This window comes from Motiliproteus sp. MSK22-1, assembly GCF_001968815.1.
In the GTDB taxonomy this organism is placed as follows: domain Bacteria; phylum Pseudomonadota; class Gammaproteobacteria; order Pseudomonadales; family Balneatricaceae; genus Motiliproteus.
Genome location: NZ_MIEQ01000084.1, coordinates 1 through 20,900, shown reverse-complemented (window position 1 = coordinate 20,900; position 20,900 = coordinate 1). Strand labels below are relative to the sequence as shown.

19 protein-coding genes and 1 pseudogene are annotated in these 20,900 nt (G+C 43.1%); 5 read left to right on the top strand and 15 right to left on the bottom strand.

Annotated features, from left to right (window positions below; translation table 11 throughout):
• Positions 1-13 precede the first annotated feature (13 nt).
• Positions 14-409, bottom strand: coding sequence for a GFA family protein (locus BGP75_RS22645; RefSeq protein ID WP_233153008.1), 396 nt, complete (start codon positions 407-409; stop codon positions 14-16).
• Between the two features lie 272 nt (positions 410-681).
• Here BGP75_RS22645 and BGP75_RS22640 point away from each other — a divergent pair, with 272 nt between their 5' ends.
• Together BGP75_RS22640 and BGP75_RS22635 are read left to right on the top strand one after the other, a co-directional pair.
• Positions 682-1,551, top strand: a complete 870-nt coding sequence (locus tag BGP75_RS22640; protein WP_076721200.1) for a bifunctional methionine sulfoxide reductase B/A protein — start codon at positions 682-684, stop codon at positions 1,549-1,551.
• A 131-nt stretch (positions 1,552-1,682) separates the two neighbouring features.
• Positions 1,683-3,326, top strand: coding sequence for a methyl-accepting chemotaxis protein (locus tag BGP75_RS22635; RefSeq protein WP_158070162.1), 1,644 nt, complete (start codon positions 1,683-1,685; stop codon positions 3,324-3,326).
• Positions 3,327-3,435: 109 nt separating this feature from the next.
• On the opposite strand, the gene BGP75_RS27680 is transcribed toward BGP75_RS22635, so the two are convergent.
• Both BGP75_RS27680 and BGP75_RS22625 read right to left on the bottom strand, forming a co-directional pair.
• Entirely contained in the window at positions 3,436-4,269 is an 834-nt protein-coding gene (locus tag BGP75_RS27680; RefSeq protein WP_076721198.1) for a bifunctional transcriptional activator/DNA repair enzyme AdaA, read from the bottom strand.
• A gap of 38 nt (positions 4,270-4,307) precedes the next feature.
• On the bottom strand, positions 4,308-5,135 hold the full coding sequence (locus BGP75_RS22625) for an SDR family oxidoreductase (protein WP_233153007.1): 828 nt from the start codon (positions 5,133-5,135) through the stop codon (positions 4,308-4,310).
• Positions 5,136-5,585: 450 nt separating this feature from the next.
• Here BGP75_RS22625 and BGP75_RS22620 point away from each other — a divergent pair, with 450 nt between their 5' ends.
• Entirely contained in the window at positions 5,586-6,707 is a 1,122-nt protein-coding gene (locus tag BGP75_RS22620) for a hypothetical protein (protein ID WP_076721197.1), read from the top strand.
• A gap of 71 nt (positions 6,708-6,778) precedes the next feature.
• Here BGP75_RS22620 and BGP75_RS22615 read toward each other — a convergent pair whose 3' ends face one another.
• The 6 genes from BGP75_RS22615 to BGP75_RS22590 form a co-directional block, all read right to left on the bottom strand.
• Positions 6,779-7,285: a hypothetical protein gene (locus BGP75_RS22615; protein ID WP_076721196.1), complete on the bottom strand. Its 507-nt coding sequence runs from the start codon at positions 7,283-7,285 to the stop codon at positions 6,779-6,781.
• Positions 7,286-7,379: 94 nt separating this feature from the next.
• Positions 7,380-7,853 carry a cupin domain-containing protein gene (locus tag BGP75_RS22610; protein WP_076721240.1) on the bottom strand — a complete coding sequence of 158 codons (474 nt, stop codon included), beginning with the start codon at positions 7,851-7,853 and terminating at the stop codon, positions 7,380-7,382.
• Between the two features lie 199 nt (positions 7,854-8,052).
• The gene (locus BGP75_RS22605; protein ID WP_076721195.1) at positions 8,053-8,532 is read right to left on the bottom strand and encodes a hypothetical protein; all 480 of its coding nucleotides are present in this window, start codon (positions 8,530-8,532) and stop codon (positions 8,053-8,055) included.
• 70 nt (positions 8,533-8,602) lie between these two features.
• The gene (locus tag BGP75_RS22600; protein WP_198939517.1) at positions 8,603-8,944 is read right to left on the bottom strand and encodes a hypothetical protein; all 342 of its coding nucleotides are present in this window, start codon (positions 8,942-8,944) and stop codon (positions 8,603-8,605) included.
• 295 nt (positions 8,945-9,239) lie between these two features.
• Complete coding sequence (locus tag BGP75_RS22595; protein ID WP_076721194.1) at positions 9,240-9,686, bottom strand: phosphate-starvation-inducible PsiE family protein; 447 nt, start codon at positions 9,684-9,686, stop codon at positions 9,240-9,242.
• Positions 9,687-9,892: 206 nt separating this feature from the next.
• The gene (locus BGP75_RS22590; protein ID WP_076721193.1) at positions 9,893-10,753 is read right to left on the bottom strand and encodes a mechanosensitive ion channel family protein; all 861 of its coding nucleotides are present in this window, start codon (positions 10,751-10,753) and stop codon (positions 9,893-9,895) included.
• 897 nt (positions 10,754-11,650) lie between these two features.
• Here BGP75_RS22590 and BGP75_RS22580 point away from each other — a divergent pair.
• Both BGP75_RS22580 and BGP75_RS22575 read left to right on the top strand, forming a co-directional pair.
• On the top strand, positions 11,651-13,516 hold the full coding sequence (locus BGP75_RS22580) for a LodA/GoxA family CTQ-dependent oxidase (RefSeq protein ID WP_076721191.1): 1,866 nt from the start codon (positions 11,651-11,653) through the stop codon (positions 13,514-13,516).
• Between the two features lie 23 nt (positions 13,517-13,539).
• Positions 13,540-14,655, top strand: coding sequence for an NAD(P)/FAD-dependent oxidoreductase (locus BGP75_RS22575; RefSeq protein ID WP_076721190.1), 1,116 nt, complete (start codon positions 13,540-13,542; stop codon positions 14,653-14,655).
• A gap of 36 nt (positions 14,656-14,691) precedes the next feature.
• Here the strand turns inward: BGP75_RS22575 and BGP75_RS22570 are convergent, their stop codons facing one another.
• The 6 genes and pseudogenes from BGP75_RS22570 to BGP75_RS22545 all read right to left on the bottom strand — a co-directional run.
• Complete coding sequence (locus BGP75_RS22570; protein WP_076721189.1) at positions 14,692-15,003, bottom strand: BON domain-containing protein; 312 nt, start codon at positions 15,001-15,003, stop codon at positions 14,692-14,694.
• Positions 15,004-15,252: 249 nt separating this feature from the next.
• Positions 15,253-17,958, bottom strand: coding sequence for a hypothetical protein (locus tag BGP75_RS22565; RefSeq protein ID WP_076721188.1), 2,706 nt, complete (start codon positions 17,956-17,958; stop codon positions 15,253-15,255).
• A gap of 102 nt (positions 17,959-18,060) precedes the next feature.
• Positions 18,061-18,558: a GNAT family N-acetyltransferase gene (locus tag BGP75_RS22560; protein ID WP_158070161.1), complete on the bottom strand. Its 498-nt coding sequence runs from the start codon at positions 18,556-18,558 to the stop codon at positions 18,061-18,063.
• Positions 18,559-18,822: 264 nt separating this feature from the next.
• Positions 18,823-19,254, bottom strand: coding sequence for a GNAT family acetyltransferase (locus BGP75_RS22555; protein WP_076721187.1), 432 nt, complete (start codon positions 19,252-19,254; stop codon positions 18,823-18,825).
• Positions 19,255-19,336: 82 nt separating this feature from the next.
• Positions 19,337-19,669 (bottom strand): hypothetical protein, encoded by a 333-nt coding sequence (locus BGP75_RS22550; RefSeq protein ID WP_143821159.1) that lies wholly within the window; start codon positions 19,667-19,669, stop codon positions 19,337-19,339.
• A gap of 485 nt (positions 19,670-20,154) precedes the next feature.
• Positions 20,155-20,385 (bottom strand): annotated as a pseudogene (locus BGP75_RS22545) (hypothetical protein); the annotation flags it as partial.
• Positions 20,386-20,900 lie beyond the last annotated feature (515 nt).

The window sequence follows — 20,900 nt, the reverse complement described above, 5'->3', positions numbered from 1 at the left end:
GCATACAATTCTGTTATTTAAATTCATTAACTTCTGGTAGTTGGCTGTTAATGTCGTACCAGCTAGCTTTTTGAGATACCCATATATGATTCTTTTCCCTGGCATTAGGATCCGTATCTAAAGATCCCAGTCGAAGAATAAGGTGACGGGTACCATCTCGTTTGGCATAAATTTGGGTTCCACAATGTGAACAAAAATAACGTTTCTTGCCCTCTGAAGATTCGTAGAAGTTTAGGTGTTCAAATCCGAACAATTTGAAATCAGTATCTGCCACAGAGGCCACACTGGAGAAAGCGCTACCATGAGCTTTCCTGCATGTTTGGCAGTGACAATGTACAATATCACCCACCTCACCTGATATTTCATACTTAACCTTACTGCAAAGGCAACTACCTGTAATCACTTCCATTTTATTTCCCTAAGTTAAAAAGCTACATTACAGGGTAAAAAGATCCAGCTCGCTAATCAGTGGAACTCTTGATTTTAAAAACAGTCAGATCTCCAAGAACGATTAGGGACATGTTATAGCTCATAAAAAAAACAGTTACAGTCGAAAGCTGTTTCCCGCGAAAGTAAGCGGGCGATACAGATTGTGGATATTATCAACCCCAACAACCTATTTTCTATATTCCCTTTTTACTTGATGAATAAGGCAGTGTCGATTCATACTCAGGAGTTCTTATGAAAAAACCTCTTAACAGACTAACGGCTGAAGAACGGCATGTCATCGTGAATAAGGGTACTGAACCGCCATTTACGGGTAAGTATAATGACTTTAATACAGGGGGTGTGTACACCTGCAAGCAGTGTGATGCAGCTCTTTACCGTTCGGAAGACAAATTCCAGTCCCACTGTGGCTGGCCCAGTTTTGATGACGAAATCCCTGGCGCAATCAAACGCCTGACAGACGCTGATGGCCGCCGTACGGAAATCCTCTGCGCGAAATGTGATGGCCACCTCGGCCACGTCTTCGAAGGAGAAAGACAAACACCCAAAAACGTCCGTCATTGTGTTAACTCAATATCACTCAATTTCATCAGTGCTGACAAACTAAGCAACGACAATCAGCAGCTGGCAACCGCCTATTTTGCCGGAGGCTGTTTCTGGGGGGTAGAACACCTGATGCAACAACAGCCTGGGGTCGAAAGCGTTGTATCCGGGTATATGGGAGGCAATACCGATAACCCCACCTACTCCGAAGTCTGCAGTAAAACAACCGGGCACATTGAATTGGTCGAGGTCAGTTATGACCCCAAACAAGTGGACTATATGACGCTGACCAAGCTGTTTTTTGAAATTCATGATCCCTCGGAGCTGAACCGACAGGGACCTGATGTGGGAGAACAGTACGCATCGGCCATCTTTTATCAGTCGGAAGAAGAAAAGCAAACAGCAGAACAGCTTATCAATACATTAACCGCAAAAGGCTATAAGGTAGCAACTCAACTTCGACCCGCAAGCACTTTCTGGCGTGCGGAAGAATACCATCAGGATTATTATCAAAAGAATCACAAAGAGCCCTATTGCCACCGCTATCAAAAGCGGTTTTAACAACGGATAAAACTAAATTTCCCAGTTAAATCAATACTCATGTAAATCAAAAAATATGCACTAGACTTAAGTAAACTCGCTACCCGGATCAACTATTCAGGACTGACCGGGCAGACAACAGGTCTATGCCAATGAAAAGCATTAAAGGAAAGCTGTCCCTTATCTTAATGACAGCGATGGCTGTTATTCTCATGGTCGTTCTTTGGGGAATAACCAGCCTCTGGGGCCAAATAGCCTCCTATCAGGAGCTAATATCCAACGAAGCTAAAAATCAGGCTGCAATACTCCGTATCCAGGCAGAGTTCAAAACTCAGGTACAGGAGTGGAAAAACGTTCTGCTTAGGGGCTCAGACCCAAACAAACTTGATAAATACTGGGCCGGGTTTCAAAAACAGGAAGCTTCAATTCAAAAAAACATCAGTACCCTCAGCCAATCTCTATCCGAACGCGCCCAATCCAGTGATCAATATAAAGGTTCCAAAGTCATTAGCCTGGTCAATAGCTTTGCTAAAGTCCATAAAGAAATGGGCATCGCCTATCGAAAAGGCTTTGAGGACTTTAAACAAGCCGGATTTAAATCTGAAGTCGGAGACAAGGCCGTTTCTGGTATAGACCGTGCTCCAACGAAGTTACTTTCCGAAGCCTCTACTGAAATAGATACGCTAATGCAAGCCGGTGCCGCTGAATCACTGACACAATCTGAAACCGTAATTATCAGTTGTATAGTGCTGGTGGGCTTAGGTCTCATTCTGAGTATCGGAATATTCATGGTTCTGACCAATCGAATAATTGTTCGACCGGTCCAAACCCTGACCAGAGATCTATCCCTTCTGGCCCAGGGTGATTTCTCTCAACCCGTGACATTTACCAGCTCCGATGACATCGGAGAACTGGCCAACAGTGCCCGCTCAATGCAGGAAAACATGGTATCTGTCATCAGCACATTAATCGGTGCCGCCCGGCAAGCCGCAGACGCAGCACAGAACCTGGCAAAGACCAGTGCCAGCGCTCGTGAGAACGTTAATGAACAGAAGAATCAGACAGATCAGGTAGCTGCCGCCATTAATGAAATGGCAACGACCGTTCGTGACGTTTCAATGAACGCACAGGCAGCAGCGGACTCCGCAAAAGAAGCTGATCATCAGGCAAAGTCCGGGCATTCCGTAGTTAACAGTACCATTGAAACCATTGAGTCTTTGGCTTCTGAGGTCGAACGCGCCTCGACAGTGATTGAAGCTTTGGCCGTGGACAGCAATAGCATCGGAGGCATTCTGGATGTTATCCGCGGTATCGCCGAACAAACCAACCTGCTTGCTTTAAATGCGGCGATAGAGGCAGCCAGAGCCGGTGATCAAGGGCGCGGATTTGCAGTGGTTGCTGATGAAGTCCGAAGCCTGGCCCAGCGTACCCAGGAATCAACAGAAGAAATTCAGCAAATGATAGAAAAACTTCAATCAGGTGCTCAGGATGCAGTATCGGTCATGGATTCTGGTAAATCACAAGTCAAACTGAGTGTCGAGAAAGCCGCAGATACCGGGGAGGCCCTCGCCAATATCGAACAAGCCGTGTCGGCCATCAATGACATGAATATCCAGATAGCCAGCGCCGCTGAAGAACAATCAGCAGTGGCAGAAGAAATAAATCTGAACGTTACCGCCATTAGCCATTCAACAGAAGTCACTGTCGAAAATTCGGAATCTATCGAGAGTGTCAGCCGTGAAGTAGCCGAACTTTCAAGTCAGTTTCAGAGCATCACTCAGCGATTTAAAGTCTGAACTCCAGTAAGTTAAGACTTTATCGGGATACATCCGCCAAAGATAAAACGGATAATCAGTGATAGCTGGTTTTTTCAAAAACTAAAGGACCTTACGGGAGAACCCTTCACTAACTGTCGTATATCGCAGACTCTCGTGTCAACATCGCATGCTTTCGTATTTCCCCCCAGCGATAGCCGCCAAGATCCCCTGTTTTCTGAATAACTCGATGACAGGGAATCATAAAAGCAATTGGATTTGATCCGATTGCCGTACCCACAGCACGTGCAGCCTTTGGTTTACCGATTGCCCTGGCGATATCACCATAGGAAGTTACTTTACCTGGAGGAATGCTAAGTAGCGCCTGCCAAACACTCACCTGAAAATTTGTACCTCGTACTAACAGGGACAAAGGCTTTGCCGCACTAGCATCCTGATAAAACATCTTGTCCACTATAGAAGCAATCTCTGGTTGGTCTTCAATCAGCTCTGCCTGAGGCCACTCCGATTGTAAGATATGTAACCTATCAGACATTGATTCCTCATCAACAAAACTAAACTTACAAATACCCTTAGTCGTAACCGCGATAAAAGCAGCACCAAACGGAGTCGAGGCAATACCATATAAAAGGGTTAAACCAACACCAGCACTTTTAAACTCTGACGGGGTAACGGCCTCAATCTGAACAAAATGGTCGTAGAGTCGCGAGCCACTGCTTAGCCCTGTTTCATAGCAGACATCAAGTACTGACATGTCATGAACTTTTAGCAACATCTTGGCTCTTTCCAGCGTCAACACTTGTAAAAAACGCTTAGGAGTAACCCCTGCCCAACGACTAAAAATTCGTTGGAAATGGAATGGACTCAAATGCACATGAGCAGCCACCTGATCCAGGTTTGGCTGCTCTCCTACATGTTCTTCAATATAGCGGATAGCCTTTGCAATCCTGTCGTAGTCAGTCATAGCGGCCCAAAACTCCGAGCTTTTTTTCGGTTCGTGTTTTACGTTTTACAGATAGAAGCACCACCATCAGCCAACAGAGCAGACCCTGTTGTAAAGCTGGATGCGTCTGAAGCAAGATACAGCGCAGACTGCGCTATTTCTTGCGGCAAAGCCATTCGCTTCAGAGCATGTATACTTTTTACGAACTCCACTAATTCCGGTGTCGTCGCAAAACTCTGGCTCATTGCGGTATCAGTCCCACCAGGAAGCAAGGCATTAACCCTGATATTCATTGAACCATATTCAACGGCAAGCGACTGTGTCAGTCCAATAAGACCAGACTTACTCGCCGCATATGCCGCCATTTGAGGCATTCCCACGGTATGCCCGACAAAGGATGAGGTAAAGATTATCGAACCGCCTCCTGACTGTATCATGGCAGGCAGCTGATATTTAGCTCCCAAAAAAGCACTGGTTAAATTGTGACTAAGAGTAAATTCCCAGTCGGTTAGCGCCAGATCAGCTGATGGGGTTCCTGTAGCTCCCAGCGTACCGGCATTGTTAAACCCAACATCTAAACCACCAAAATGCTGCACTGCCATCTGCACAAGTTCTTTGGCAAGTAATTCATCCGTCACATCACCACAAAGTGCCTTTGCCTGCCCTCCCATGTCTGATATTTCGTCGACCAACTGCTCCAACTCATGTTGGCGCCGGGCCGCAACTACAACTTTTGCTCCCTGTTGAGCAAACAACCTTGCTGTCTCATAACCTATACCTGAGCTGGCTCCCGTCACAATTGCAACTTTGTTGGATAGACCCTTATTGGATATGTTTTTATCAGAAAGCTTTTTATTAGAACTTACTTTGTTAGACAATAATTCCACGTCATCTTTCCTCAGTTTATGACTGCTGCTGTAATTTCCTTTGACTTCATTCTGAGGTTAAAGGGGTAAACCTTCGAACCGGATCTTGCTACATTTCAATTCAACAGCAAAAGGGATAAGGACAATTGGTAAGAACGAGCCTGCAAAGATCTGAATCCTCCACCACCGATAAATTATCTATTACCCGGAATCGATCATGGACATCAGTACTTCCGTCTGTTAGTTTTTCCCTTATGAATATCTACTTAGCAAGTCACCGCATGAATCGATTTAGTCGCCCCCGGGGAGTTTACGGCACGGGCGGCTGGTGATTTGTACACCTTGATTTAGCGGAACCCCCGGGCTATCACCCGGGGGTTTTTGCTTATGGTGTTCAGATTCTGGATTTCAATTGAACCAGCTTCAAGGCACCTGATTTTTCCGCTCTATTTTTTTAGGAGAAATCAACTCATGACAAATTTGTTATCTAAACAAGCCCTTTCTAACGCTCTATCCATTTCCGACCTAACCGACCCTCGTCAGCAACATCATGGTATGCAACAGTTACTTGAGGAGATCCACCTGGCACTAGCGAAAAAGTGGAGATGCTCGAAACAACTTTTACGGACAAGCCCCGTCGTACCTTTGGAAAACAACTATGACCGTTTGGGCTACCCAGCTGAAGGGGCCGCCCGGGATGCACGCTATACCCGCTATATCACTGAAAAGTTGATTCTGCGGACACAAACATCAGCCGCTATTCCCGATATATTGGATGGACTGAGGATAGATCCACCACAGGACCTGCTTTTGATTCTGCCCGGATTAGTTTATAGACGGGATAGTATTGATCGTCTGCATTGCGGAGAACCTCACCAACTGGACCTATGGCGCATAGTCGATAAGAAAAAAATCCCTATGGTAACCCGGGAGCAATTACTGGAAATGATCGCGACAGTCATGGAAGTGGCGTTACCAGATATGCAGTGGCGTATTACTCACTCTCCTCACCCATACACGGAACAAGGGCTGCAGATCGATGTGCTGTGGCACGACGAATGGGTTGAAGTGGGAGAATGCGGAATTGCAGCAAGGAAGATTCTCAGGCAAGCGCAACTTAATCAACATTCGGGATTGGCCATGGGACTGGGCCTGGATCGATTAATGCTGCTACGTAAAAACATTCCCGATATTCGTTTACTACGCAGCCAGGAGCCCAGAATACGAAGTCAAATGAACGACCTTGAAGCATACAAACCCGTGTCGACATTACCCGCAATTGTTCGGGATATTTCTCTTTGTACTTCGGAAACACTCAACGAAGAAATTATCGGAGATACTATTCGCAGCCACCTGCCTGAAGCTGAATGTGTAGAAAGCCTCTGCATTAAGTCAGAAACGGCCTACGGTGATTTACCCCCCTCAGCCCATAAACGGATGGGGATGTTAGCAGGACAAAAGAATCTTCTCTTGCAAGTCACTCTGCGACATATGGAACGGACACTTACTGATGAAGAGGCAAATACGATTCGTAACGGAGTTTACGGGCTGTTGCATCAAGGGCACAAACAGGAGTTAGCTATGAGTAGTTAGTTAGCAGCAGGATGTGGGTCGGATCCTGATCAGAGGGTCCGATCTAGTCTGAGCTAATTCAGATAACCTATCTAAGGATACAGCTGGACAATACCGCTTTTACCTTCCATATCACCCACCATCCAGATTTGTTCGAAAGAGTGGGCAGCAGGAACATCGATTCGGTGCTGCAACGCCATGATTTCATCCGAACTCCAGGCCGGGTGAGCATTACGAATAACCAACCATACACGTTTGGTTTTATAGCGTTTGAATGATTTATTATTCAATATGCGGTTAAGAGAATTAATCAACCGGGTGTGATGATCTGATTCTTTTTCCAGATCTCGCAGCTCTTGCCGGGTTTTATCACTTAGATCACGGCCAAGGATTTTCATAGCCTCTTGTTCACTACCATATAGGTGAGCTATTTCAATATCCAGCCTGTCGCCTTCAAACTGACAGGAGACATCCGGCTTAATTGGTCGGTTATGCCAGATATGCCTTATACGCCGACCGGTATCATGTTCGTACCAACGCATAAAGAGCTTGGCGGCCTGATGCTCCAGTCTGATTTTTTCATCATCACTATCTTGCATATCGACCCCTTCGATCAGGGATCAACACCTTAAGAGGCGCCTTAGTCTGAAGCATACCAACGCCAGGAAAAACACTAGCTCCTAACACCGAATATCATTCCCCATCATAGTAATCAGTTCCCGCGCTTCGGCGTGTGATATGTAGAATTGGTTCATCAAACACCATTGAGGCGGCCAGAATTTTATCTGAATCCGGGTAATGCACAACGTCTACTGGTTCGTTGTTCGATATAACGAGATACCTGAGATCTTGGTCCGATGTGTTTATTATCTGGTGAGCCTCCGTGATTTTTGACGCTATCACGTCGCCAGCCCGAATTGACTGCTCAATATTATTCTGGCGTAAGGTTCCTTCCCCCTCCAGCAGGATACACATTTCTTCTATGCTTGAATGGGCATGGTACGGAAAAGCACACTTTCCGGGGGGAACAACAAATAGGCCACAGCCAAGCTTTTTCAGGCCAATTGCAGTACCAATACGAGAATACCCATATTCAAACTTAGCACCATCACCTTTGGACTGGAAAGTCGCCGCATCCAGATTGGTTACGTACTTAGCATTACTCATTTCAAATCCCTCTATATAACCTATGTCAGCTACAATAACGGATTCGGGCCGTTTGAAACGGGTCCCACAAAAACTATCCAATGACCGCTTAAGCAGCTCCTCCTCTGACAGCATAGCTTAATATCAGGAATGAAAAACGGACTCGTAATCGCTCAGAAAACTTCGAAATACGAGCCCAAGAGACTGGCCTACAGACTCCTTACGGCTCTTTAGGTGATGGGTTTTCTTTACGTGTCAGATGCAAGAACAAGCCTAACGCCGACAACAGTAAAGCGGTACTGGAAATAATGGCGACTGGATAATACAGATTCCCAGCCAATTCCAGCTGGCTATACTTGATAACCATAATCAGCCCTTCAAGAGACAACGCGACACAAACAGTACCGATAAACCGTGGAACGGTCCTCCTTAAACTCGCAACCGCATCTTCATCTTCGTCATCCTCTTTATGAACCGCGTATTCTTTATTAATAACCAAAGCCAGCTCAAAAACAGCCAGAGCAATAATGCCTGTATTTATACCGCTTAAAAAAATCTGCATGACATCAGTTCCAGCGATGATGCCCTCTATAACAGTACTGATTAACGAGAATATAATCGCAATGGCCAACCCCAGAAAAATTAACGTAAATAACTTTGCAATAACTGTTTTTACCATAAAACCGATTGAATTATTCATTATGTTCTCTATTAGTAATTAACAACTAAAAACTCTGATTACACATTTATACCAGTCAACATAATCAGACTTATTCGACATTACTGTATTCTTCTTTTATTATCTTCTCGTTTTCCCAAGTCTGAACATGTTTACCGGTGTACTCCATGGACTTACCTTCTTTAGTGGTCATTTTGTAGTGAAATACAAGTTCAGACACATTATTTTCCAGTTTTTTTGATACCAGACTGACATCAAAGCTCTGTACTGAGTCCACATACCCTTTCTGCTTGTCATAAGCTTCCCTCATGGACTGGGCAAAGACCTCACCATTACTAAGCATTAATACATTTTCAGCGTAGTACTTTTCGCATAACTCCAATACAAGACCCTTTTTATTCATTGCGATGAAGTCATCAATTTGTCCGCTCAACTACACTCACTCCTGATATGGCTATTATTCCGCTGTTCCAATAATGTTACGCAGCCTAACTGATCGACCGGATACGAGTAAATAAATTTATCGCAGCAACCTGGATCAGCTTATCCATAGCCGGGAATAAAATAAACGTGGGATTTGGAACAGCAGGTACTACGGCTTAAGAGGTCGAATGGACCTGTTCATAAGCATCCTGATCAGGCTTCAAGGCTCTTATAAAGCTAAGCAGTGGTGCTACTCAGCGCCAGAGCCGCAAGAGGTTTGATCAGGAATTTTAGATTCTCCACTTCTATTTACCAGATGCTTTTACCTGTACTAGCCAGTAGGAAACCCCCAACGCAATGGTGACCAATGCAATGCCAACAATATGTTCTGCGGTAACCTCTTTTAAATCCAGAACGATTACCTTTCGGGCAACAGCCATCAGTGCTGTCGCGATTACCAGTTGCACTGGAATAATATTTGTACCGAGATACAGCCTGATATTAGTGAATATCTCTATTGCGATTAAAACCGCCATAAAAGCGGCGAAAGTCTCAAGTATATCGCCAACGTCAAGCAAGAAATAAGGTGGTGTTTTTAATTTTTCATATAAAACGTACACGACATCGGCAATGCTCCAGAATATGACCATAACCATTAGAACAGCTAATGCTTTTACCGCCACTCTAATCGCGCGGTGCAATACTCTTATTAAAGGATCCGTATGATCCTCAGGTATCTCTTCGTGTCTCATGCTTCTCACTATAGTTGATTTATTAGAAAATCTCTGTCTTAGGGCTTTCCAGCCTGGTCTGCTTGATGCAGTACAGCTCATTGATCCCTTCTACATCTTGCTGACAGCTATTCTGGCACAAACAGCTGGCTAGTCTAGCAATACAACGCTCTCCTTCTACTGCGAACGCAATTTCATCACAAAACCATTTTCCTGTTCGAGTCGATTTATCCAGAGTGGTGCTTAATTGAGAGAGGCTCTTTAAACGTAAGCGTTCGGTAAGGGAATGGAATTTCAATATTCTCATTATCAAGTGCCGCTTTAATCGCGGTAACAACTTTATCCCGGCTTTTATGCATACCGAGAGGACTCGACTCAGACCACCAGCGTACTGTGAAGTCAATTGACGACGAATTGAACTCTCTTGCATAAACCTCGATAGGTTTGTCCTGCTCAACCACATCAATCGCTTTCATGGATTCTTCGATGATAGAACGAGCTTTGTCTATGTCCTCACCATAAGCAACACCTACGATAATATCGAACCGTCTTAAATCTTTATCTGTAAGAACTGAAACGGGGTTCTTAAACAAAAAACTATTTGGAATCAGTACCAGTTGATCATCAGTTTTGCGCAGATATGTCTCACGTATAGAGATATGTTCGACTTTTCCGTTTACACCTTCACATTCAATAAAATCGCCTATACGCATGGGTTTTCGGAGTAAGATAAGAATTCCAGCAAAAAAGTTTTCAAAAATGTCTTTAAATGCAAGACCTACCGCAACAGAACCTAAGCCTAAGGCCGTGAGTAGTTTTGCTGGAGTAAGACTGGGAAATATAATAGTAATGGCTAATAAACCACCCACCAACCAGATGACTGTTTTTAGAAGAGTACCAAAAAGCTCAACTAATGACCGTCGAATATTTGATCTGGAAAGAGATCTCTTTAACAGTCCAGATAAAACCTTAGCGAAAATCCATGTAATAAAGAGTGTTATTAATGCAATACCCAACAAGGGTAAAATCTTTACAAATCCGATCCATAAACTCTCAGCTTTATCGTATAAAGGCTCCAAAAATTCCATAATAGTTACCGCTTAATCTGATAGATATCCAAAAACCCTAGCACAAATAAACTCAGATACTAGATTATTTTTTTAAATCTATAACTCTGCAACCACTCTTACGATGTACCTCAAACAAGTGATCATACAGGTACAATAACTTTCCCTAAGAAACTTCTGAACAAGTCCATCATTTTCTCAGCGAGCCCTACCCCTGTGATGCCTATCATTGAAAATTTCAATATATAATTGACGTGGTTAATATTCTTTCCTCATTCGAGAAAAAAACGTATAAATTTAATTCTGGTAAATACACAATCATCTTCAACAGATCATGGTTCTTATAATTCCAGCTGGTTTCCTTTATCCTGACCTTACCTATCTCAGCCAGTAATTGCGCTTTGGTCTTCCCTTTTAAGCTCCTTGCCCAGGAAGAGACTTCAGACATTGATTCTCGCAAGGATTGATCTTGCAAGTACGAAGGCGTTCGATCCACATTTGAAGGAACGCAACCGCTTTGTAAAGCTATTACCGAAAATAGAGCCAATAATAAGAACTTTGGTAATTTCATGTAGTTTCCTAGTCGTGCCCATAAAGTCAAGAGAGCCAGTCATCAGGATTTCTCCATCAGAGCATTTTAGAGTACTCCTCAAATTGATCAACTGGCGACGAAATTCATAGGCGCGAGTCATCTTCTTTCTGGCCCAGGATTGGATTCGCTAGCCTGCCTGTTTCAATCTTTAAAATGTGCTGTTTTTTTTCTTGTTAAATCAGAACTACCTTCTACACTCCCTTAACAACCCACAATCTGTTTTGTATTTTATATTTTGTGTTATCCGCTATCTGTTGGCCTATTAGCTAGGAGTAGTCTGTTAGTACCTGCATGGCTAGTATCTGAATAATCAAAGGGAGTTTGTTATGACGAACAGCAATGATACTGACGATCAAATTGTCTACGCTAAGATCCACCCTTCCATCGGCATCGCTCGAGTAGGCAATTCCACCAAAGATGATGGTTTCTATGTCGGACCACAGGTGTCATCTCCTCCTCCGAAGGACCCGGGAGAATATCGGGACGATACCGGCGCTCTTAAACGTGAAGTCGCTGAATTCCGTATCTATGGCTATGACGCCAACGGTCGTGTTGTACGGGAATTGTCGATGGATGAGTCCACCAGTATTGATTGGACTGTTGAATTAGCCAATCACAAAGCCGCCTGGTACAACTTCGAGCTGGCGCTGGACATCCCTGAAGCGATCACAGCAAAACCCTCTACCCGGCGCAATGCCGATATTAAGGCCCGCAGTGAACTTTCTATAACGCCAGGCCCACGAACTATCAATACCCGCGACAGCTACGGACCTGAATACCAATTCAAAAGCGGCACATTCATGGGAATTGCTGTTTCTCTCGGTGAGCTGCGAACAGACCCAGTCGGTCGCTTACTCATGTTCGGCGGCCTCGGCAAATCCGCTTCTATTGACGGCAAACCACCGACAACCTTTGCTAATAACGATGGCTGGTACGATGACACCAGTGACGGCCCGGTAACTGCAACTGTTATATTGAATGGCAGAGAGCTGGAGGTGGCTCCCGCCTGGGTGGTAGTCGCACCGCCTAACTACGGGCCACAGCAAAAGTCCGTTCGAACCATGTACGCACTGATGACAGATCTTGCAATCAATGCCGGTCAATTACCAGCTCCTACTTACCCATCTTTTCAACATGATATTTTTCCTGTTTTACAGGCCATGTGTGATTTGCAGTGGATGAATTCAGGCTTTGCTGCCGGGTTTGGCCACGGCTCACCGCAGCATTTTCTCGATCCGGACTATATCCGCCGTCTGTCCGCTCCCGGGGATACCTATGCAGAACTCCGCCGTACCGTCGCCAATGCCTTTCGTCATCCAGGACGTGAAGATATATCCATGAATCTCTGGCCCTGGGTTTATGGCGATGCCATGAACGTTCCTATGCCGCCAGTAACCAACGCTATGAATGCGCTGACTGAGACTCAGCTGGCAATGCTTGAATACTGGGCTCAAGGAAAATTTGAGTCAGACTATGATCCTGGCTGGCAACCTCCCCGCTCCATTGCAGAAGTTCCCGTTCGTGAACAACCGGCAGAGCTGGATAAAGCGGCGCTGGAATTCTGTCTGGCCGATGCCTTCCATCCAGGTTGTGAGATGACCTGGCCGGTTCGCCATGCCACCATGTACAGCGAACCTTATCGTTGGCGTCACCGTGATGAAACAGATCCTGAGCCGGATTATGGCACGACGCTCACACCAAAGGAGGCGCTTTCTTACAACGGTCCTTTATATGCCCAATTCCCTGGTTCTATTACTCGCTGGATGGCTATTCCCTGGCAGACCGATACTGCCAGCTGTCGCTCTGGTTACGATCCCAAATACGATCCCTACCTGCCTACGTTCTGGCCTGCGCGGGTTCCCAACCAGGTGCTCAGTAAAAGAAATTACGACAAAGTGATGGATCAAGAGCTGCCAAGAGAGGAGCGTATTGCGGCCTACCAGCAGCGATCTGACTGGGATCGCACACTCGGGGTTGGCTACGATAATCAGTTAGCCAACATGATTGACCATTTTCCGGAAATGGGCATTGTTGAAGTTCGCCCAGGTATAACAGGTGATCGGGACTTTCCATCGATGATGCAGGTGGAAGATCGTGGCGGACAGGAAATGACCAAAGAAGAGCGCTATCAAACAGACCGTGACATGCGGCGTGAGCTCAGAAGTCAGAAATCTAGCAGGCAGGATAAATAATAACCTCCAGATCAAGGACGAATATGCCAGTCAAAGAATGGGATGTCATTATCGTAGGAGCAGGCCTCGCCGGTTTGGCGCTGGCCAGGCTCTTACGCCCCCGCTGCCGAGTGCTTATCCTCGAACGTCGCGTAAAACCAGCAGACGGCCCGAGGATTGGCGAATCACTGCCTGGTGCCGCCAGCGTTCTATTACAGGAATTAGGGCTGTTGGAGCGTTTTCTATCAGCGAGCCACAGAGTTCGTGGATCAGCCTTATCCATATGGGATCAGGAAACACCAATCTGGCAGGATGCCCTGCGTGATCCCTCCGGGCCTGGATGGTTGCTGGATCGCCGAGCGTTTGATCAGCTGCTGTATGAAGGAGCCATTGAAGCTGGAGTCACTATCCATACAGGTTGCAGGCAAACCGAGATAACCCGTCTTAATAACGGATGGCAGGTCCATCTATCACCAGAGGAAACAACGCACAAAGCGCCTGTGCTGATAGATGCCAGTGGACGCTCCAGCGCCATTGCCCGTGCGCTGGGATTGAAGCGTTTAGCGGATGATAACTTACTTTGCCTGTATACTTTTCTAAAATGCAGGCGTGAAGACAAAGATGCCACCCTGCGCACTTGCGCGGATGAACACGGCTGGTGGTACACGGTTCAGATCCCTCAGGGAAAGCGGGTGCTGGCCTATCACCTTGATTCAACAGATCCTCTCTGGCGGCAACTACGCTACCCAGAGCACTTTCTTGACTACGCCAAGCGCCTCCCGTTTATTGCCGATATTATTCAGGAACAATCCAGTGAAGCTTTAAAACTTCACCCTGCCGGTACTGCCATGCTGGATATCAGCAATCTTAGTCAGGCGGGCAAAGGCTTCCTGGCCATAGGTGATGCCCTGATTACATTTGATCCTATTTCATCTCAAGGGATGTTTCACGCCCTGGCAACAGCAGCAAGTGCCGCCAAGGCGATTAAAGCGGGTTTTCCCGAAAACAAGAAAGCCCTGGAGTCATTTCAAGCTGAGATGCTGAATGTCTGCCAACGCTACCTGAAACATCTGCATATCACCTATTCAGGGCCAGAGCGCTTTTCACACCACCCCTTCTGGTCAAACCGCTGTGAGATGACTCCTCAAGCCTATCGATAAGAGATTTCACCCCAAAAATAACATGTGTTGGTACAGTTATTTCAATTGCATATTATTTTTAACCTCTACAACACCTTTCACACCCTCTGCAACCTCAACAGCCTTGTAGATGTCTGCCCGCGAATTAACAAAACCACTCAATTGCACCACCCCCTTGAAAGTCTCTACGTTGATTTCTGCTGATTTCAAGGTAGGTTCGTTAAAAATGGCCGCCTTCACTTTGGTGGTAATAACGGTATCGTCAATATACTCCCCCGTCCCCGCCTGCTTGGAGGTCGATGCACAACCGACGAGAAACACCAACAAAAATGCGGAAAAGACTGTGGCAAAGCGACTAATTTGTAACATAACAGTACTCCTTAATTTAGATTGAATGTGAAATTCCATTAATTATAGACAGGGTTAATAGGTCTTGCTTTAAAATTGCAGAAACCTGTCAAGCTTGCACGTCGAGCACTATAAAACATAGGGATTAACAAGCTCCAGTCGCCTGATTAGCTGTTACCCCTATATAATACTAAAGAACTCCTGATAATACTAAAGAACTCCTGAACGCTGTTTAGACGAATATTTAGTTATCATTTACGTCTCTATGCCCTAGTTATTTATTTCAGGCCACTTATTTTCCCAAGATGACTTGTAAATAACGCCATGTTGATCTTTATCTATCGCCCCCAAAGACTTAGCTCTGTTTTCTACTTCAATTGCCGAACTCAGTACTATCAAATTCCCATCCTCAGCCAATTGAACCCTGGCATAAGGATCAGTAACCCATTTAAGATTTTTCTCAGAGTACATGTTTTTTAACAAGTGGCAGAATTCTCCATCATTATTTGAAAGAATAAAATCGCCATCTATCAAACTTAGATGAGAATAAGCTGACTGACTACACACCTGAGTATCAAGTATTTTATTTCCGTCAGGTTTTACCAGCTTGATATTTCCTTGCTGAGTAAACAGCAATTCAACAGATTTATTTCGGATAACCACCTGGTCTTGATTGCTTCTGGAATAGGCCAAGGTTCCGTCAAGATAAGCATAGTGTTCAAGATTATCTGGATCTTGATTCAGCCAACTATGGTACTGATCATCCAGCTGAAATTTGTACAGAAAGGGGTTTTTAACAGTGAGGTTTATTATTGATACATTTTTTGTCAGACTAACATCATCTTTTGGGTATTTGGATTTATACCCTGCATAGAGTTTTCCATAAACACCAACTTCTGTGTCATCCAGAAATCTAACTGCGCTTCTTGGTTTTTTCTCAGACCCTAAGCTGTAGAAACTATCCCCTTTAATTTTTGTACTACCGTCTTTCAACGAAAGTGGATTGTTAAGCATCAGGTCACCATTTTCGCACAAACCACTTGACTTACTGAAGCACATGGGACGAATAAATTGAGAGTACCAATAATAGTTTAGCGATTTGGTGAGTTTTTTCTTAGGAAAGTTATTATTCAAAAGAAACAAATGTCCCATCTTTGGAACCGCTAACAGCACAAGCTCATTCCACGGCCGTGTCTCTTTCGTCGCACTCCAAGCAGCCTGAGAGTCATTTGAGCTATTCAAGCTGTATGCCAAAGATCGATTTTTCAAACCTTCTGCAGAAGTTTCAGCCTTTTTATTTCGCCCCCATTGGTTTTTATCCTTTTTGCTTTCAAAATTGTTGGTAGATAAATTCTGCTGCTTCATCTCATCCGAATAATTAATTTTGTATCCAAGAAAATAGGTGTAAGTACATGTATTAGCAAAAGCACAATTTTTATCAAGAGTAGTTCCAGCTAGCAAACCTATTCCATCCCGTTCAGCTATACTGGTGTCAATCCATTGCTGATAGGAATTTAGTGAGAACCCACCGTCATACTCATTTTTATCTGAATAGAAACCGACTTCCAAGCGGTTGTCTTTTTCATTAAAGTTAAAACCATCGATACCTGTGTTATCTATATGTAACTTACTATTTTTGATAGTCGTTTTGTACGGGATATCATGCCCCAATTTAATGGAGTAGACACCCTGTTCATCTTCAGTATAGCAATTAAAATTAAGCCGACCTAATTGATAGCTGTCATTCGAATTATTATCGTGGGGAAGAAAAGCAGAACTAATAGCACATTTATTCAGCAAATCTTTGTCTGCAAAAGTGTGATTATTATTGATAACCCGATTTACATAAACGGGTAAGTCTGGAATGTTTTTTCGTAAGGCTCCGCTGTCGGTATCACTGCCAAACTGATGCTTTATTCTACTCAATAATTTTTCTGAAAAATACCTATCCAGCATGACGATAGAATTTTCAAGACCTTGTTTTCTAATTTCCTTATTATGGCTAAGTGCTTTTTCAGCCTCATTACCCAGGAACTTAGGGTTAACTTGATTGTCTTTAAAAAAATCAACATGAGAGTAATAAAACGCCAGTTGCATTAACTGCATATTATAAAGCGCACCCAAAGATCGATAGTATCGCAAATTTAAATCACGAATAACTTGATCTACACTTTGCCAAGGGGCAGTAATATCATCTAAACCACTATATAGTGATATATGCTTGTTTTTAGAATCAACACTAAACCCTTCAGTACCTAAAACCTCAACTAATTTTTCATTCAACTTTCCAAATTGAATCGAACTTTCATCACCTTCTTTTATAAAATTATCAATCAAAGAAGATAATGATTCATGTGACATATTCTTAACTCCTGCAGCAATCTTTCCTCCATCAGGGTTACCTTCCAGTTCAATGATGATAGATCTGTCTTCTATTTTGCTACAGTTATTTTTCAAACAAATATTTTCAGCAAAATCAAACAACTCATCTACATCTATATTATTTTTTTCATCATAAATAAACTGTCCGTTTTCTTTACCAAAAACAAAATAATTGCTCATACTCTCTGCTTTATAAAAAACAGAGTGAGGGAATTTTTTTAGATAAAGTGTTAAATCGTCTATTTTGTCTTTCTGATATTTATTTTCGAACTGTTGAATTTGATAAAGAGTCATTTCGGACAGTCCTTGAAGACTATCAATTTTACTATCGATTTGGTCTAATTTATGATTAATTTTATTGAGTTCATCCATATAATTAGGAGTAGGCGAAATAAGACCAATATGAGTTAACGTCATACTCAATAGCTTACTACCAGCTTTTTTACCTAAAGACCCTCCTAGGCTCTTACCGGCATCCAGCCAAAAACTGGACTTTATATCCTTAGCTGACGAGATTGAAGAAGTTACTCCTAATGAGACGGCTAGTACGACAACACTAGCATTACGTTTTATACCTATTTTTTTTACCATCATATAATCGATCCCTTTATATTTAGGTATTAATTAAAAATTTAATCAGTGTAATTTAAAAACACTCCACCGTACTATCAGTTCTATTTCCCACCAAACAACTATTTACATTTCTAATCTATAAATTTGGATAATATCTTTACAATCAGGTTTTTGATACGAATAAAGGAATCTAAAACCAAGTTTATTTAGCAGAGAAATTGATGCTGAATTGCCTGGATGGGTCATGGCTAGCACTTTACCTGTACTTATCTTGGGAGCTAATATCCTCAGAACAGCCTTTGAGGACTCATGTGCATAACCCAGCCCCCGGAAGGATTCTAAAAAGGCATAGCCTAAATCGACATCGTCCAGGTAATCTCTCTTTAGTAAGCCACATATACCTACTGGGATACCCAATTCTTTTACAACAACAACCCAGAGCCCATAACCCTTTTGATACGACAGAACGAGTCGCTCTCTGATATAATCTCTGGCTTTGATAACCGAATCAATGGAGTGAGGAGCAATAAATTTTTGCCATAATGGATCTGACAGCAAAGCTAGAATAAACTTATCGTCTTCTAATACAACCTCCCTTAGAAGTAGTCGATCAGTTTCCAAAACTATTCCTATACTCACTATATTTCCCGATCTCCTGATTACCTGAAAACAGACTTTTATAGTAGAGCGGCCTATTTTCGGGTTTAAATCTGTATTTAAAATATTAAAAGCAATAAAGGAAAGAAACTTTATAGCCAAAAAACATATGGCCAAGACTACAATTTTACAATTGTATGAGGGGATTAGAACTACTCGCAGAAGCGATAAAACAGGCCATCCCTGCCTATAAAAATAAAGCCTAGTAGTTTTTCTGGAGAATTCAAGTTAATTATTAACCTGACAGTCGTGCTCAAGACGCTTACCCAGCCCAACAACATTATCATTGCCATAACCGATTGCCGTATAAAATTCAATTATGCTCTCATTACCACTACGGACTTGCAGATTGATTTTAGGGCAACCCTTTTCTTTGATTAATGCTTCAACCCTTTTCATCATCGTTTGGCCATAGCCCTTGCGCTGCTCAGAGGGACTTACTGCCAGGTAATTAACCCAGCCCCGGTGCCCCTCATAACCGCCCATAACAGTAGCGATAACCTTGTTTTTACATACACCGACAAGCAATAATTCTGGGTTTACAAGCAATTTCCGCTCAATATCTTTAGCAGGATCATTTTGAGGCATAACAAGGCCACATTCACGCCAAAGAGAAATGACTTCATTTTTATCTTTTTCTTCGTACGGTCTGATTTTCATATTAAATACAACGCCTTTGGTGGAAAAAACTTAAAAACAAATTTTTAACCTTTTTATTCCAATCCAGAAAATATATTGATGATTAACTTGTCATCCGTTTCGCATTAATTAGGAAAACTTCAACTGTATCCAGTATTAAAGTTAATGCCTGCTCTTTCGTCATGTACTTTTTTGAAAGAACATAGTTAATAAACTCGTTCACATTCTCACTAAGATCTACTTCAGTATTTTCAGCGTACTGTATTACTTCTCCAGCAAATATTTCAAACTCTTCATCAAACACACTTTCAAGCATATCTATTAAGACATCTTTATCGTCACAAACAAAGGATTCCAATTCGGAACGAATTGAAAAACCTTCCCATATGACATTATCTATCCTATCAACCAGTGCTTTATCAGCTTTAAATATCATATGTAAACTCCACGTAGCACTCAGTATATGATGATCAGTGCAGAGTATAATATTTGAAAAATCAAGGAAATTTTTCTGTTGATTATATGTAATTATCGCAGCTTCCACCATGGATTGCATTTTTTGAACCCAGTGCAAAAAAGGAGCATTCTATAACAGGCCCGACTTGGGAAGCTTTCAAACAGACATCAGACGTATCTTATCAAATAAGGAAACAGAGTGATTTTCTGGGTGGTCATTTGGCCTTTTTCAGTATGCCATCCCCCTCAAATCCGCACTATCCAGCATACCTTAAGCCTATTGGTGTATTTTTCGAAACACTGGGTTTAACGCTACTCAAGGCTACTATACCACCATAGCTTATTTTCTAAGCGATATACTACCAGCGGCTAGTTTTGATAACGCTTATTGTAATGCTACCGAAGCCGAGAATACCAAAGCAAGTCTCTCTGTATTTTTACATCAGGCGGGGATGGATTCGATCCGCGAAGAACCAAATGGTAGTGATTAGACATGATCGCATAAGCACAAATATCGATGGCAAAAACCTTATCAAGCTCCACCAATCGATCAAGTATCCATTGCCGACGATGTTCATAAGAATTGCCGGAATAATGATCTTCACCACATAAAAAAGCACGACGAACACAACGTGCAATACAGTGATAATAAGGGGTATCGAGCAAGCTGACTTGCTCTTTTCGAGCACGGGTCATAGGAATTCCTCCATGAATTTTCTGTATACAGCCAATCCTTAGCTGTGAATTTTTACTCTAATCTGATGGGAGATATATTTCAATGTTTGGGTGTCCCTTATTTTTATGTAAATGAACTCCATATTTAGGTAAAACTTCTTCTAAAAGAAAGATGTAAAATTGATAATCCTCAGGCTCAAAAAAACAAGCCTCTCGGTTGTTACCCCGTTGAACTAAATGATAAGGGAGTCCACTGATATACATCCTTGAGCGTCGTGGCATAGCAAATTCCTTTTGCTTTAAGTGACGAGGCCTATATCTTAGCTAAAATTGAAAACGCTCACAAACAGCCAGCAGGTTGATCATTTTTTAATCCCTCTGATAATCCTCTAGCCGCCTCCTAGTTCAGGTGGTATTCGTTGTAGTAAGCACAGCAACGAAGCACCTGAAAAAGGAGACGACCATGACACTTTATTGCGGAATTGACCTACATGCCAACAATAGTGTGATTTCGGTAACGGATGATCACGACTGTG